Origin of the sequence: Aeromonas sp. FDAARGOS 1419 (assembly GCF_019047045.1) — a bacterium.
Taxonomy (GTDB): Bacteria; Pseudomonadota; Gammaproteobacteria; order Enterobacterales; family Aeromonadaceae; genus Aeromonas; species Aeromonas veronii.
The window spans coordinates 67745-83530 of record NZ_CP077209.1; the positions used below are offsets into that span (position 1 = coordinate 67745).

The window sequence follows — 15786 nt, forward strand, 5'->3', positions numbered from 1 at the left end:
AACTCCCTAGAATGTGACGAAAACCGATCCATTCTGGAGTCCATCGTGACATTTCTGACCGAATATGGCCTGTTTCTGGCCAAGACAGTGACCTTCCTGCTGGCCATCGGCGCCATCATCCTGATGATCGTCAGCACTCGCCAGCCGAAAGCGCGCAAGGGGGAGCTGGTGGTGACCGATCTCTCGAGCGAGCTGGAGCTGGGGCAGTTTGCGCTCAAGAGCGCGCTCGCCAGCAAGACCGAGCGCAAGGTTCTGGAAAAGCAGCAAAAAGAGGAGCAGAAAAAGCGCGCCAAGGCGGGGGATGAGCGCAGTCGCCTGTTCGTGCTCGATTTCAACGGCAGCATGGATGCCAAAGAGGTGGCCTCCCTGCGCGAGGAGGTGAGCGCGGTGATTGGCGTCGCCCAGCCCGGCGACGAAGTGCTGCTGCGACTCGAATCCGGTGGCGGCGTGGTGCATGGCTATGGCTTGGCCGCTTCCCAGTTGCAGCGACTGCGCGATCGTGACATCAAGCTCACCGTGGCTATCGACAAGGTGGCGGCGAGCGGCGGCTACATGATGGCCTGCGTGGCGGACAAGATCCTGGCTGCCCCCTTTGCCATCGTCGGCTCCATCGGGGTGATCGCCCAGATGCCGAACTTCAACAAGTTGTTGAAAAAGCACGATATCGAATTCGAGATGCACACCGCCGGTCAGTACAAGCGCACCATCACCATGTTCGGCGAGAACGACGATCTGGGGCGCGAGAAGTTTCGCGAGGAGCTGGCGGCGATCCACGAGCGCTTCAAGGCCTTTGTTGCCGAACACCGCCCGCAACTCGATATCGATCAGGTCACGACCGGTGAACACTGGCTGGCAAGTCAGGCCAAGGGGCTGGGGTTGGTGGATACCCTCTGCACCAGCGATGACTACCTGCTGGCGCAGGCCAGCCACCACAAGGTGATCGGCATCAGCTATCGCAAGCCAAAAAGCCTGACCCAGAAGCTGGGGCAGCAGGGCGCGCAGGCACTGGAAGCCGGACTGGGGCGGCTGTGGCAACAGAGCCCCTGGCGCTAAGCGCTAGCCCGAGGGAAATCCCGTGATAAAAAGGCCAGCCGATGCCCATCGGCTGGCCTTTTTGCATCCGGTCGCACCTTGTCGGTGAGCGAGGGTTGTTTCTATTGAGGCCCTCTGTTACAACTGAATGCTTTCCCCGTTTATGACAGGATCTTGTGGTAAGAGCTGCGGGGCATGGAGCATAGCGATGTCATGGAGCACCTTCAGGCAATTTACCCCGCTGGTCTGGATTGTCATTCTGGGCACCTTCATGGTGCGCACCAGCTACTACATGGTGTGGCCCTTCCTCTCCATTCTGCTCTATCGGGAGTATGACCTTTCGGCCACCTTCATCGGCCTGTTGCTGGGTGGCTCAATGGCCCTCTCTACCTTGGTCAGTTTTTACGGCGGCTGGCTCTCTGATCGCTTCGGGCGGCGCAGCATACTGCTGGCCGGTTGTCTGGTGGCGATGATCTGTTTCGGCCTGCTCGGCTTCTCCCATGAGGTGTTCTGGCTTGGGGTCGGGGTGATGGGCAGCGGCCTCTCGTCGGGGCTCATCGATGCCCCCGGCAAGGCGCTGATGGCCGACAGTCTGGCCTCGGCCAAGGCACGGGAGCTGGCACTGCACCTGCGCTATTTTCTGCTCAACCTGGGGGCGGCGTTGGGGCCTCTGCTCGGGGTGACCCTCGGGTTCAACGCCCAGCAGGAGACCTTCCTGTTTCTGGTGGTGAGCTATTTGCTGCTGGCGCTGGCCTTTGGCTGGGGATTTCGCCGGGCTGGCAGCACAGGCAAGCCGGGTGCTGCTGGCCCCGGACTGCGGGATGCCATCAAGGTGTTGCTGGCGGATCGCGCCTTCCTGCTGCTGGTGATGGCCAATCTCCTGATGGTGCTGGTCTACTCCCAGTTTCACTCGCCGCTGGTGCAATACCTGACCCGAGCCGGTATGCCGCAGGTGGCCGAGCTGGTTGCTCTGCTGGTGGCGACCAACGCCCTGACCGTGGTGCTGCTGCAGTTTCCGCTGCTGCGGTTGTTGTCACGCTGGCCGGTGCGGGTACGGCTTCATATCGGCATGGCGCTCTTTTTGGCTGCCCAATTGCTCTTCGCGCTGGGGGATCCGATGGTGCGCAGCCACTGGTTTGGCGCCGTGCTGCTGCTCAGCATCGGCGAGACCATCCTCTTCCCCCTGCTCAACGTGCTGATCGACCAGATGGCCCCCACCCACCTCAAGGGGAGCTACTTTGGTGCCAGCGCACTGGCCGGGTTGGGAGGGGCCGCTGGCGCCCTGCTGGGAGGCTGGATCCTCGAGCAGTGGAGCGGTCAGTGGCTCTATGTGCTGATGGCGCTGCTTTGTGTGGCGATTTTTGTGCTTTATGAAGCTGGCGCCCGACATCATGGTCGGCGAAGTGCCCGGCAGGAGTCGGTGATAGGCTAACCGGGCTGACTTCGCCGCTGGCCAGCCCCTTATGGTTCAGAAGGTCAGCACCTTGTCGGCCGCCAAGGTCCATTGGGCCAGCATCGGCAGGGTGCCGACCTCAATGCCCTCGATCAGCGGCAGGGCGGTGATGCCACGGGCATCGGTGCAGGTCTTGCACAGGCGAATGGTGACGCCCTGTGCCAGCAGGATCTCCAGCATCTGGCGCAGGTTGTATCCCTCGGCCGGTGCCTGACCGGCCAGCGCTGCACTCACCGCATCGGACATCAGGAACAACTTGAGGCTGGCACCCCCCTGTTCGTTGAGGGCGATAGCGAGGCGCAGGGCGTTGAACAGGGATTCGCTGCCATAGGGGGCCCCGTTGGCAATGACCACAATTTGTTGACTCATAACAGACTCCCGATTGAAAAGAGCGCCATTGTAGAACCAACAGGGTGCCAATTGCGTGATGTTGCACAACTTCTGTCGCACCTTTTTCCCGCTTGCTTGACCCTGCTGCCGATCGAGTTTTTTATGGTCAGCTCGCAAACAAGACCGGATGAATCGAGATGTGGAAAGTATTGGGAGCCGGCTTGCTGCTATTGGCGGGTCAGGCCTCTGGCAGTGAGGCTGTCGGTTGCAAGGCCCGTCTGCAGGCCGTCAATGACCAGCAGGTGTTTGCCAAAGCACACAACAATGCCGGGCAGATTGCCGGGCTGGAACAGGCAGCACGCAATATCAAGGCCAACTGTACTGATGAAGGTCTGCTCAAGGAGCAGAAAGAGCGGGTTAACAAACTGCGCGGCGAGGTGGACGAGCGCCTGCTCGAGCTGCAGGAGGCGAGAGTCAGTGGCAAACCGGAGAAGATTGCCAAGCGGCAGGCCAGGCTGGAGGAGTCCCAGACCCGGATGCTGGAGGCCCAGCGTGAGCTGGACAAACTGATCCGGCTGGTCGGCAAGTGATGGCTAGCCGCTGAACGCAGGATCAAAAAAGGCCGATTGCTCGGCCTTTTTTCGTTTTACTGCCTGTGCATCCGCACAAACTTCTCCATCAGCTGATCTTCGGTCTCCACATGAGCGGGATCCCAGATGATGCAGTCGATAGGGCAGACACTGATGCAGGTCGGCTTCTCATAGTGACCGACGCACTCGGTGCAGCGACTGGGGTCGATCTCGTAGATCTCCTCACCCAGGCTGATGGCCTGGTTGGGGCACTCGGGATCGCACATGTCACAGTTGATGCACTTGTCGGTGATAAGCAGTGCCATTTCAGGCGGCCGAGTGGGGCTGACGAGTATCCTCGCGCTCGCCCAGATTGCGCAGCAGGATGCCGTAGTTCACATCCAGGTCTTTCGGGACCGGCACATAGACCACGTGACCGTTGCCCGGCGCGGTGTCGATAAGCTCCCCTTTGCGGTTCTCCATCTGCTCCAGATTGAAACGGACGTTGCCCTGCGGGGTCATCAGTTCCAGGTTGTTGCCCACCAGGAACTTGTTCTTCACCTCGACCTCGACCATGTCACCTTTGCGACCGGTGATCTCGCCGACAAACTGTTGGGTGTCGGAGACGGAGTAGCCGTAGTCGTAGTTCTGGTATTCGCTGTGGTTGTGACGGCGCAGGAAGCCCTCGGTATAGCCGCGGTGGGCCAGATTTTCGAGGGTGCCCATCAGGCTGCGATCGAACGGACGACCTGCCACTGCATCGTCGATGGCCTTGCGGTAAACCTGAGCGGTACGGGCGCAGTAATAGAAAGACTTGGTTCGCCCTTCGATTTTCAGGGAGTGAACGCCCATCTTGGTCAGTCGCTCGACGTGCTCGACGGCACGCAAGTCCTTGGAGTTCATGATGTAGGTGCCATGTTCGTCTTCGAACGCGCTCATGTACTCGCCCGGGCGGTTGGACTCTTCCAGCAGCACCAGCGCATCGGTCGGTTTGCCAAGGCCCAGGGTGTTGTCCGGACGCACTTTGATCGGTTCCTGACGGTGGACGATCTGGCCCACGTCATCTTCTTTACCCTCGTGCACCTTGTACTCCCAGCGGCAGGAGTTGGTGCAGGTGCCCTGGTTGGGGTCACGCTTGTTGATGTAGCCGGAAAGCAGGCAGCGGCCGGAGTAGGCCATGCACAGCGCGCCGTGAACGAACACTTCCAGCTCCATCTCCGGCACCTGCATGCGGATCTCTTCGATCTCGTCCAGCGACAGCTCGCGGGAGAGGATGGCGCGGGTCAGGCCCATTTGATGCCAGAACTTCACCGTGGCCCAGTTGACCGCGTTGGCCTGCACCGAGAGGTGAATGGGCATATCCGGGAAGGCTTCACGCATCATCATGATAAGACCGGGGTCGGACATGATCAGCGCATCGGGCTTCATCTCCACCACGGGGCGCATGTCGCGGATAAAGGTCTTGAGCTTGGAGTTGTGGGGCTGGATGTTGGCCACCACATAGAACTGCTTGCCCAGTGCATGGGCTTCGTTGATGCCCAACTGCAGGTTTTCGTGATCGAATTCGTTGTTGCGCACCCGCAGGCTGTAGCGGGGCTGACCGGCATAGACGGCATCGGCGCCATAGGCGTAGGCGTAACGCATGTTCTTGAGGGAACCTGCGGGGGAGAGCAATTCTGGTTTAAACATGGCGGACTCTTTATATCTGATTGCAAATCAGGACGATGCCACCTGATGGCATCGTAGTGGTTGAGCTGCGGTGCAAGATGCCCTCCGAGAGGAGGCTCAATGCAGCGCGACCCGATGACGGCATATCCGGGGCTATCGAAAGAAGATGCGCCGGATATTCGGGGTGCGAGATTGTACTCGCCCCCACGTCATCATGCAATTTGGCAGGAAATTATTGGCTGCGCGAGCCGATAGGATGCCGAAATGAAACCGCCGCTCAGGCCCAACGGGAGAGGGGGGAGGGCATGGCGTAGACGTAACCCTGTTGATAGTCACAGCCGAGCTGATCGGCAATCTCGATATGGGTCTGGTTTTCCACCCCTTCGCACACCACCTTCATGCCGAGTCGCTGCAGGTACTCCACCAGTCCGGTCAGCATGCGCAAGGCATGGCTACTCTGGGTCGCTTGCAGCAGCAGGGAGCGATCCAGCTTGATGATCTCGTAGGGGAGCGCCATCACTCGCTGAAAATTGCACTCCTGGGTGCCAAAGTCATCGCAGGCGATATGGGCGCCGTGGCTGCGCAGTACCTCGATCAGGGCCAGCTCCTTGCGCTCTAGCGGGGCGTACTCCACCACCTCGAACCAGATTGCGATATCCAGCTTGCGGGCCTGTAAGAGGGTGAGTAACAGCAGGTTCTTATATGTTGTGCTCTCAAAAGCGGGGTTGAGGTTTATCGAGAGGGAGCAAGGAGCATGGCGTGCCAGCGCGGTCAGATCACGCCAAATGGCTCTGAGCATAACGATATCCACATGCAGGGACTCCTCATCGCTGAGAGAGGGAAAGTCTATTCCCTGATAGCGCTGCTGGTGGGGTTCCCAGCGTCTGGCCAGCACCTCAAAGCCGATGATCTGGCGATCCCGGTCAACGATTGGCTGATAAAAGGGCACGGCAATGTCCGCTGTCGTCAGGGATGCCACGTCACCGACCGGAAACTCTTCTTTAAACGCAAACATGTCACTTCCCTGCTGACTGAGATGATTTCGGATAATAGGGGAGGATGTTGAAAGCTGGCTGTAGGAATTGTCTGATTGTTTGCAGAAAAAATACTTTGGCAGTATCAGATTATTCCGATTAAGTCCGCTGTGTGGATTATCTAAACTGGCCTCAATGACGAATCGCTGAGCCAAATATGATCATTGGGCGATTTGCATATGTGGAGGTTATATATTTTCGGAGCCTGCAATGAAGGCGTCACTTTCTATCTTTTTTACAGTGTGATCATTATTCATGAATAAGATTTTTGCTGTGTTGCTGATTATATTCAGCAGCAATGTCTTGGCGTCGCCGGATATTAGCGTTGGCACCTTATATGACTATATGTCGGCAGAAAAAACTACCCTACTCAAGCGGGTTAGAAATCTTGGCGATGAGACGGCCTTTGTCAAAATAACCTTGGCCGAAATTATATATGGTGCCGATGGCGTGCCGAAGGAGCGGGAGTTACCGGAGGAGGGCGTTCGTCAGCTGGTGACAAGTCCATCACGGTTGATTATTCCGGCAGGTGGTATGCAGGCTACCCGTTTTATCTATATGGGAGTGCGGGAGCGAGAACGTTATTTTCGGGTGCGTTTTGTGCCGGTCAAACCACAGGATGATGAAATAACCGAATTGCCACCACAGCAACAAATTAGCGCCGGGGTCAGCATCATGACCGGTTTTGGCACCATCCTGTTTGTGGCACCCAAAGAGACCCGTTATGACACCCGGATTAAGCGTGAAAACGGTGCTCTCTATGTGGAGAACCGGGGCAATGCCACCGTTATTCTCGATTATCTGGAGCTGTGTGACAAAAAAGAAACGTCGTGCAGTCAACCGGAGAAGATGCATCTGCTGCCCGGCGTTAAAAAACGGGTCAGCAAAGATGCTACCAGCACGGTTCGTTTTGAACTGATCGAAGGAAAGCAATCGGTATTCAAGGAGTTCAAGGCCTGAACATCGATATGTCATATGAATATCATCAAAGAATAAGGAGCGGTTATGAAGAGGTTATGGTTCGCCCCCATTTTGTTGTTGGCAAGCGGTTCCCTAACGGCGGCCGAGCAGGTGGAGCATACAGTTACAGTAACGGCGCAGATCCCGACTGACAAATTCTATGTGCAGCCGGTCGGGGATTGGATGAATACCCCACAGAAACTGACCTTTAACCCCTTTAGCCAGAAACTGGAGCCCTTAGCCAAGCAACTGGAGATGAAGAGCACCCTGGGCACCATCAAGGGCTATCTGGTCTATCCAGCCACCATGGCCAGTGGTAAGGAGAGCATCGGGCTGACGGTCAAGGTTGCAGGTACGCCACTGACTACCACTTCTCAAGATTTGCTGAACCTAGCGGAAGCCAGTACCGGCAAAAAGGTCGGGTTGGAGATAATCCCCGCTGCGGCACCAACCGGGGGCTACAAGTCAGGCAATTATCAGGGCGTCGTCAGTATGTTGTTTGAGTCTGAAGCTCCACCAGCCCCACCGGGAAACTGAATTCAGCCAAAGCTAAGACCCAAGGGGCCGTTTGGCCCCTTTTTTATACAGGTTGACTATGGTTCGTTCTCTTCTTTTCTTCTGGTTTGTGATGTTGTTCTCTACCCAGCTAGTAGCTGCAGATGCCGCACTGCTGTTGCAACAGGCGCGGCAGTTGCCAGAAGGGTTTGAAGAGCACTTTTTTGGCGTCCCCCTGATGGTACGAGTCACTGTCGACGGTCGTCTGCTGGGGGATGGGGAAGTACTGCTAGGGCGGGATAACTCGGTACAGCTGCTTTCACTGGTGGATGTGCAGGATAGCGAGTTTGATGAGGGTACGCGTGAACGCTGGTTGAGCAAGCTGGGAGCCCAGATGCCGCTTGGCGAGTGCAGCCGTGGCTGTCCCGAAGGCATAGTGGGATTGCAATACAGCCTGGAGGAGTCCCAGCTCTCGGTGCTGACTGGTCAGGTGGAACAAGACACTCGTGATCAGCGTTTTTTTGCGTTACCCCAAGAGAGCAAGGGGTTGTTGATCCAGAACCAGTTGAACCTGGTGCAGAGCGGCCAGCGCAACGGCCACTACAACCTGCAGCTGGAGGGCAGCTGGGGACAGTGGACCCCCTTTATGGAGGGGGATGCCACCTGGCAGGAGGGACAATCGAGTGAAGTGGGCCTGGCTCAGCTTTATGGCGAGCGGCTCCATGAAGCCAATTTTTATCGCCTTGGCTTCTTCTTTCCCTCGGCGCAGGGGTTGGTGCGTCAGCCGAACTACTACAGTGGCGCGACGCCCACAGTACTTGGCGTGATGTGGGGCAGTTCGGATCTGCTGCGCCGGGAGCGCGGGGTGCCCAGTCTGGTGCCGATCCAGGTGGCACCGGCCCGGCCGGGCATGGTGGAGATCTATCGTGATGGCAACCTGATCCAGTCCCAGCCAGTCGTATCCGGTTTGCAGGCACTCGATACCCGATCGCTGCCCGGCGGTATCTACGAGGTAGAGCTGCGGTTGCTGGAGGATGGTCAGGAGACCCGCCGTTGGCGCGAGATGATCTACAAACCCTCCAACTGGCAGACGCCGGAGGAGCCGTGGCGTTTCAATCTGTTTGCCGGGCGTCAGACCCGCTGGCTGGTACGCCAAGGCGATAGCGATCTGGAGGGGGCCAGTGGCGGCATGGCGGTGAACCACCTGCTGCTTCCCTCGCTGGTGGTGGGGGCGGGTAGCCAGTATGTGGACAGACGCGCCCAGCACTCCCTCTCACTCGACTGGGAGGCGACCAGCCAGCTTCACGGTTTTGCCTCACTTAACCAGAGTGCTGGCATGGGGTGGGGCTACGATCTGCAGGGGATCTACTGGCATGGCAACAGCAGTCTGGTGGCGAGTCATTCGCGCAATCTGCGCAAGCAGGAGGAAGCAAGTGCGGTGTCCAGCCTGTCGCTGCAGCAATCGCTGGAAAAATGGGGAACCCTCGGTCTCTATGTCTCTCACCAGTCCGGCCGCGGCAATGGCGTGGATCTCGGATGGCACTACAGTGACAGGTTGTGGGGGCGCTGGGTGACCTGGGGGGTGACTCTGTTCGATCGTCCCGGCAGCGAGAGCACGGCGCAGCAGCGGGATCGCGGCAGCACGCTGAGTCTCACTATCAACTTGGGGGGAGATGATCGCCAGTTGTCGCTGGGGCTGGGCAGCAATACCTCACGCTCGGGCGGTGCCCAGCGCAGTGCCTATCTCAATTATCAGCAGGAGGTAGACTGGGGGCCACTGCGTCAGGTCAGCGTGGGCAGTACCCACGACAGCTATGGCACCGGTCTGTCAGGCTATGGCCGTTTTGCATCGCCCTGGCTGGGGGGGGATCTGTTTGCCCAGCACTCCTCCTATAACGAACAGGTGACCGGCGGCGTCAACCTGGAAAGTGTGCTGGCGCTGGGGCAGGAAGGGGAGCTGGCAGTGGGTTCCCGCGAGATGGGCGGTATGGGCAATGAGGCTGCGATGATCCTCGATATCGACACAGATGACGAGGCGGCGCGGATCCGGGTTAGCGACGATCTTGGCAGCGTACAGACCCTAGGACCCGGTCGCCATCTGGTCTCGTTGCCAGCCTTGCAAAGTGGCGCCTTGCAACTGGAGATGGCCGATCAGGAGGGGGTACCGCTCACCATCAAACCAAGTGTGCTTCCCTATCACCTTAACCGCGGTGGGGTGGGTTATGGCCAGGTGAATGTCATGAGCACAGTTACTGTTATAGGGCGGCTACTAAATAAGGACGGCAAACCGCTAAAGGGTGCGTTGGTACGGAACCATATCGGTCGCACAATTAGTGAGAATGATGGCTTTTTTGTAATGGAAATGAGTAAGACAAACCCAAGTTTTCATGTCGAGCATGATGGCAGATTACAATGTCAGATGTTATTGAACCAAGATGATAAAAAATGGAAGCAAGATACATGGCTTCTTGGTGATCTTGTTTGTCATGAACAGCTACTGGCAAGAAAATAATTTAAGGATATTCAATGTTGCTCAAGTTTATTTTGAGGTGCCTATATGTTGCAATGTGTATATTTTGCCTTTCAGCAAATGCAGCAACAGTGGATGTGACCGCCGAATATAAGCCAGCAGTTTATGAGGATGCTCGTGGTATATTTAAAAGCACCACTGCATGCAAAAACCAGTTGCCAGGGGTGACTATAAATCAGTGTTCTGGACAAATTGCATCGCTCGATAGCTTACTGTTTTCATTTAAAACGACCATAAACAGAGTCGTCGTAAAGGATTTTAAGGATAAGAAAGATGCATTTGTTTTCCTTGGGTTATCAGGAAAGAAAATAATGACTATCAAATCGGGGAATGGAAAAGAGTTTCCTGTTGATGTTATTCCAGAACAGTTAGGGGCTGATTGGGAGACAGGTATTAAGTATGATGATGGGGCAGAAGATGTTTATAATGGCATGACAAAGCCATCGGGGGGGTGTAGATATGTAAATAGAAATTATGGATATTACCCCAACCGTATTTCCAGATGGGTTCTATTATGGGGCAATCTAGCCGGAAAATCTTGTTATACAGAGAAATCAGCGAAACCTTATGATGGGTTATATACCATCAATATGGTTATGTTTGGCTTTAAAATAAAACCACCATCACCACTGGATATGCCTAATGGTACTTATAGTGGGTCATTAACACTTTCAATGGGTAAAGATGGTGATATAAGTTTGGGTAATGGTGTATATTCTGATAATCAACTTGTCATTAATTTAACGTTATCGGTTAGACATCAATTGAAAGTCTTGTTTCCATTGAAAGAGCAACAGCTGGATCTACAGCCGGGTGGTGGTTGGGCTAATTGGATTCATCGCAATAATCGTGAGACCCCAGCATCATTAACTGCGACCTTGGCTACCAGGATATGGGCATCTGCACCCTATAATGTACGATTGAAATGCCAATATATAAATACTGAAGGAAATCGCTGTTTGATTAAAAATGAGCGAGCAAACCACTCTGTACCAGTTGATGTCTATGCAACAGGGATGCGTGGCAATCAATATTTAACATATCCAAATAAAGATGAAAATTATTATGGGCACTCAATACTATCAGGTGATGAACGGCCATTCAAATTTGAAATAAAAGGTGCGCAAGTATCAGAGATGATGAAACATCCCGGTGGGCGTTACAAGGGAAATATTACTATTATAATTGAAGCTGCTATCTGACTTACATAACAGCATCATATTTTTTTTTAGTAAAATCCATGTTCTTTGGCGTATTGAAAAAGCTCGCTATCACTTTGCAAGCCGAGTCGTACCATGGCGCTTTTTTTCTGGGTGCTGATGGTTTTGACGCTGCGATGAAGATAGTCGGCAACCTGAGTGACCGACATGCCGCTGGCCAGTAGGCGCACCACTTCACTCTCCTTTGGTGTAAGCGGGTGGGTTTCGCCTTGAGCAGAGACTCCGGCATTGGCCAGCAACATTTTTACCGCTGGGCCAATATAGCGATGGCCGAGCAATATCTGGCGAATGGCATCAGCCAATTCATTAATAACCGATCTCTTTAGTATCAGACCCTTTACTCCAACCTGAATAAGGGATTGCAAGATGGCACTGTTCTGGATTTGGGTCAGCACGATAATGGGTAGATTGGGATAATCCCGGCGTAACTGCTGGATCATGACCATGCCATCACTACGGGTATCTCCCGGCATGCTGAAATCAGTGATCAGCAAATCACAATGATGTTGCTGCAATAAATTCAGCAAGTCAGATACCTGATATGCCTCGGCGATCACTTCACATTTGGGGGTTATCTGGTCAATCAGGCTGCGGATCCCGGTCAGAATCAAGGGGTGGTCATCGGCAAGAATAATCTTGAAGGACATGGATGAGCCTCTTATGAAACGGTGAATAATATTCAGGCTATCAAAGCTAACATTTCTATACTACCGTGCGCACCCCATTTTTTCAGGTGCATATATCTTTTGATAAATATATTTGAATCGTTATGTTTATATATTGTTCGCTTATGTCATTAATCAAACGATTCATAATTATTGTCTCTGTTTTTTTCTTGACGCCTGCCGTATTGGCGAAATCTGGTCCCTCTGTCCCAACGATTGAAGTCGGAATATTGGCCGGAGGATGGGGCCCTTTTCAGCATGGGATGGCAGGGGCGCAGTCGGATTCAGTGTCGAATTGATGGAGCAATTGGCCAAAAAGCTGGACTACAAGATTGCTTGGCGGGTTTACCCCGACTGGGGGGCAATGTATACCGATGCCTGCCGTGGCAAGCTCGATATCCTGCTCGATGCTTTTAACTCTGAAGTGCGCCAGTGCGTCACTTATAGCCTGCCTTACTACACCTCGCCGACAGTGGTGGTGGTGCGCCAGGACAGCCCCCTGTTTCGGGATGTGAGTCGGTTGCAGTCAGCGAGCATTGCCATCGAAAAAGGCTTTCTGACCGAGAAACTGGTGAAGCTGCATTATCCCAATGTCACGCCCCGGCTCTTTGTCGATACCCGTAGCGCACTGCAGGCAGTTGAACAAGGGCGGGCAGATGCCTATATCGGCAACCTTCATGTAGCCAATCTGTTTATAGAGCGTCACCCGGCACTAGCAGTAGTCGCCCAGTCACCCTTGTTGATGGAGACCCTTCACCTTGGCATTGCCAGCCAGAAACACACTCTTGCTATCCGGCTTGATACGGCGATTCAGGCGCTAACGGTCGAGGCGCGCAGTGAACTGGAGAAACGCTGGCTGAAGGAGAGCCTGGAGCCCAATTTTATGGGGCACAGTCATTTTTTACTGCGTCCTGATGAGCGAGCCTGGCTCTCGTCATTGTCACCGTTGAAACTGGGATTGCTTCCCAGCTGGATGCCCTTCGCTTATCACGATGAGGATGGTAACCCGGTCGGCTTGATGTTGGATTATCTGAGCTTGCTGCAGGATAAGTTGGGGTTGGCTTACAGCCGAATACCGGTAAAGGATTGGCCTGACCTGCAACAGCAACTGCTGCATCACGATGTGGATCTTGCGATACTGCCCGCCCGGGTCATCAAGCGGCTGATGGGGTGGCATGCCAGCGAGCCCTTCGCATCTTTCCCTCTGGTACTGGTGACGGCCCGTGGCAGCCTTCCGATCGGGGATCTCTCCGATCTGGCCGGTAAAAAGCTGTTGCTGACCGACAGCATGCTGATCCCCGAGCTGAGGGCACTGGTGCCTGACATTAAACTGATCACGACCAAGAGTGCCAGCGAGGGGCTCACCGGTGTTGCCGCAGGTGAGGGAGATGCCTATATCGGTAATCTGGTGGTGGTCTCCCGTCTTATCACCGAGCAGTTTGATGACCAGCTTCATATTGCCGCGCCCACCCCCTTCAAGGATGAGCTGGCCGTTGCTGTACGTGAGCCTTACATTCCCTTGCTGCCCCTGGTCAACCGGGTGCTTGCCAGCATGAGCGACAAGGAGCAGCGCCAGATACGCAACAGCTGGCTGGCGCTCAATTACAGCGAAGGTATCCCCAGAGCGAAACTGGTGCGCACCCTGCTGCCCGCCGGGGTGGCGATCACACTCTTTATTCTGGTGCTATCGGTGGCTTACTGGCGGCTGCGTCAGGAGATAGTCCGTCGTCATCAGGTTGAGGCAGCACTCGCCAGAGCCAAGACCAAGGCGGAGTCTGCCGCCACCCAGAAAGGGGAGTTTCTGGCCACCATGAGCCACGAAATTCGCACGCCTATGAATGGCATTATCGGTATGGCGGAACAGCTCACCTTTACCGAATTGACTCAGGATCAGCGCCAGATGGTGGAGGTTATCAACCGCGGTGCCCAGGGGTTGCATGCGCTGATCGACAACGTGCTCGACTTCGCCAAGCTGGAAGCGGGCAAGATGCAACTCGAAGAAGCGCCGTTTCTTGTTCGGGAGCTGCTTGACGGCGTGCTGACCATGACGGTGAGCGAAGTACATCGCAAGGGGTTGCGCGTCTATCTCTGGGCGGATGCCGGTGTGGCGGCTCGGGTGAGCGGTGATGCGCTGCGTCTGCGCCAGATCCTCTTCAACTTTGTCAGCAATGCCATCAAATTTACCGAGCGGGGCTTTATCGAGCTCTCGGTGCAACTGCTGTCGCAGGGGGAGGGGCAACAGCAATTGTGCTTCGGCGTGCGCGACAGTGGCATCGGTATGAGCCCAGAGGCACTAGGCCGGATCTTCAATGCCTTTGAGCAGGCAGAGAGCTCCACCACCCGCAGTTATGGTGGTACCGGCTTGGGGCTGAGTATCTGCCAGACCCTGGCCACCTTGATGGGTGGCGAGATCCGGCTGGAGAGTGCCCCTGGGCTGGGCACTTTTATCAGCCTGACGGTCACGTTGCCAGTGCTGGCACAGCGAGAGCCGGATCTCCGTCTCAATGGCGTGCAAGTCCACATCGATCTCCATGACGAGAAGCTGCGCCACACCCTGTTGTTGCATCTTGATGCCTTGGGGGTAACACGAACGTCGGAGTCTGGTGATGCTCAGTTGCGTTTCACAGACCATGAGTTGGTGGGCAACAGGGTCATCCGGGTGCTGCCGCTGGCAACCCCCCTCGGTTATCGTTGTGATGAGGAGGGTTACACCCTCAACAGCAATCCCATGACCTGGCATGCGGTGCGGGAAGTTTGCTATCACCAGCTTGGCTTGAGCGATGGGACGGCAACGAAAGGGATGCGAAAGAGCGCACCCATACAGCCCTGTCGGGTATTGCTGGTGGAGGATAATCCCCTCAACCAGTCGCTGGTAATACGCCAGCTCAGGCAACTTGGGATGAACTGCGATGTGGCAGAGCATGGCCAGCAGGCTCTCGAGATGGTCGCGCAGCATCCCTATGAGCTGGTGCTCTGTGACTGTCAGATGCCGGTGATGGATGGTTATGAGTTCACGCGCAGGATACGGGCTGCAGAGAAAGGCGAGCGGCAGCTGATCATCGCCATGACGGCCAATGTGTTACCAGAGCAGGCTCAGCGCTGTTTTGCCGCGGGCATGGACGATCTGTTGGGTAAACCGGTGCTGCTGGATACTCTGCGCCAGATGTTGCTGAAGTGGCAAATCTTACCCGCGCCAACCTTGATTGATATTGCAGCCATGGAGGCATTTTTTGGTCATGGTGACAAGTTGCAGCAGATGTTTCCGCTTTTTCGCCAGGAGCTTGAACAGTCGATGGCGCAGGAGCCACTTGATGACAATGCATTGGCCAATTGGGTGCATCGTCAGGCGGGGACCATCAGCATGATGATGGCGCCGGAATTGGCTGAACAGGCATGGCGATTGGAAGAAAAAATCCGTCAGTTTGGATCGCCAGCTTGTACAGATGAGCTGACACGCTTTCGTGCCCAATTACAGCAAATCATCGATGAATTGACGTTATTGAGCGAAAGAGAGGGGCATTCAGTTATCCAAGGAGAGCTGGAGTAAGGGGAACTGTTCGCTCATAAAATTACGGGGGCTGTGGCCATTGCCTGCGCTGGCCAGCCATTCCCAATCCAGTTTTGGCGAGCCCGCTTTGAAGCGTTGATAGGCAACGCCCTGATGAATGGTCAGAAAGAGGGTCGTGGGGAGTCCCAGCTTGTTGCTGTAGCGCACCATCAGATCGCCCTGATAGTCGTTGCTGATTCTGACTTTGAGCGCCTGCAGTGTCAGACCGGTGGCGTGACCATGCTCGTCCCAGACTTCAAACATGATTTGAACACTCTGATGT

At 55.3% G+C, this 15786-nt stretch carries 14 protein-coding genes; 8 read left to right on the plus strand and 6 right to left on the minus strand.

What is annotated here, in order from left to right; all coding sequences use genetic code 11:
• Positions 1-45: 45 nt before the first annotated feature.
• A complete protein-coding gene (sohB, locus tag I6L49_RS00345; protein ID WP_216950331.1) occupies positions 46-1053 on the plus strand; it encodes a protease SohB in 1008 nt (335 codons plus the stop codon).
• Positions 1054-1240: 187 nt separating this feature from the next.
• The gene (locus tag I6L49_RS00350) at positions 1241-2464 is read left to right on the plus strand and encodes an MFS transporter (RefSeq protein WP_216950332.1); all 1224 of its coding nucleotides are present in this window, start codon (positions 1241-1243) and stop codon (positions 2462-2464) included.
• A gap of 36 nt (positions 2465-2500) precedes the next feature.
• Here I6L49_RS00350 and I6L49_RS00355 read toward each other — a convergent pair whose 3' ends face one another.
• The gene (locus tag I6L49_RS00355; protein WP_043822380.1) at positions 2501-2854 is read right to left on the minus strand and encodes a DsrE/DsrF/TusD sulfur relay family protein; all 354 of its coding nucleotides are present in this window, start codon (positions 2852-2854) and stop codon (positions 2501-2503) included.
• A 158-nt stretch (positions 2855-3012) separates the two neighbouring features.
• Here I6L49_RS00355 and I6L49_RS00360 point away from each other — a divergent pair, with 158 nt between their 5' ends.
• Entirely contained in the window at positions 3013-3405 is a 393-nt protein-coding gene (locus I6L49_RS00360; RefSeq protein ID WP_216950333.1) for a DUF1090 domain-containing protein, read from the plus strand.
• Between the two features lie 56 nt (positions 3406-3461).
• Here the strand turns inward: I6L49_RS00360 and I6L49_RS00365 are convergent, their stop codons facing one another.
• From I6L49_RS00365 to I6L49_RS00375, 3 genes are all read right to left on the minus strand, one after another.
• On the minus strand, positions 3462-3710 hold the full coding sequence (locus tag I6L49_RS00365) for a YfhL family 4Fe-4S dicluster ferredoxin (RefSeq protein ID WP_005334896.1): 249 nt from the start codon (positions 3708-3710) through the stop codon (positions 3462-3464).
• A 1-nt stretch (position 3711) separates the two neighbouring features.
• Positions 3712-5073, minus strand: a complete 1362-nt coding sequence (gene yegQ / locus I6L49_RS00370; protein WP_021229833.1) for a tRNA 5-hydroxyuridine modification protein YegQ — start codon at positions 5071-5073, stop codon at positions 3712-3714.
• 256 nt (positions 5074-5329) lie between these two features.
• Positions 5330-6067, minus strand: coding sequence for an EAL domain-containing protein (locus tag I6L49_RS00375; RefSeq protein WP_216950334.1), 738 nt, complete (start codon positions 6065-6067; stop codon positions 5330-5332).
• 274 nt (positions 6068-6341) lie between these two features.
• Here I6L49_RS00375 and I6L49_RS00380 point away from each other — a divergent pair, with 274 nt between their 5' ends.
• The 4 genes from I6L49_RS00380 (at position 6342) to I6L49_RS00395 (ending at position 11273) form a co-directional block, all read left to right on the plus strand.
• Positions 6342-7046, plus strand: a complete 705-nt coding sequence (locus tag I6L49_RS00380; RefSeq protein ID WP_216950335.1) for a hypothetical protein — start codon at positions 6342-6344, stop codon at positions 7044-7046.
• A gap of 45 nt (positions 7047-7091) precedes the next feature.
• Positions 7092-7583, plus strand: coding sequence for a CS1 type fimbrial major subunit (locus tag I6L49_RS00385; RefSeq protein ID WP_216950336.1), 492 nt, complete (start codon positions 7092-7094; stop codon positions 7581-7583).
• A 91-nt stretch (positions 7584-7674) separates the two neighbouring features.
• Positions 7675-10053 (plus strand): CS1-pili formation C-terminal domain-containing protein, encoded by a 2379-nt coding sequence (locus tag I6L49_RS00390; protein ID WP_254127513.1) that lies wholly within the window; start codon positions 7675-7677, stop codon positions 10051-10053.
• Positions 10054-10067: 14 nt separating this feature from the next.
• Positions 10068-11273 carry a hypothetical protein gene (locus I6L49_RS00395; RefSeq protein WP_216950338.1) on the plus strand — a complete coding sequence of 402 codons (1206 nt, stop codon included), beginning with the start codon at positions 10068-10070 and terminating at the stop codon, positions 11271-11273.
• Positions 11274-11299: 26 nt separating this feature from the next.
• Here I6L49_RS00395 and I6L49_RS00400 read toward each other — a convergent pair whose 3' ends face one another.
• Complete coding sequence (locus tag I6L49_RS00400) at positions 11300-11938, minus strand: response regulator (RefSeq protein ID WP_216950339.1); 639 nt, start codon at positions 11936-11938, stop codon at positions 11300-11302.
• Positions 11939-12254: 316 nt separating this feature from the next.
• On the opposite strand from I6L49_RS00400, the gene I6L49_RS00405 reads away from it, so the two are divergent.
• The gene (locus I6L49_RS00405; RefSeq protein ID WP_367947726.1) at positions 12255-15503 is read left to right on the plus strand and encodes a transporter substrate-binding domain-containing protein; all 3249 of its coding nucleotides are present in this window, start codon (positions 12255-12257) and stop codon (positions 15501-15503) included.
• Here the strand turns inward: I6L49_RS00405 and I6L49_RS00410 are convergent.
• Complete coding sequence (locus I6L49_RS00410) at positions 15477-15767, minus strand: hypothetical protein (RefSeq protein WP_005353834.1); 291 nt, start codon at positions 15765-15767, stop codon at positions 15477-15479. The genes I6L49_RS00405 and I6L49_RS00410 overlap by 27 nt on opposite strands.
• Between the last annotated feature and the right edge of the window lie 19 nt (positions 15768-15786).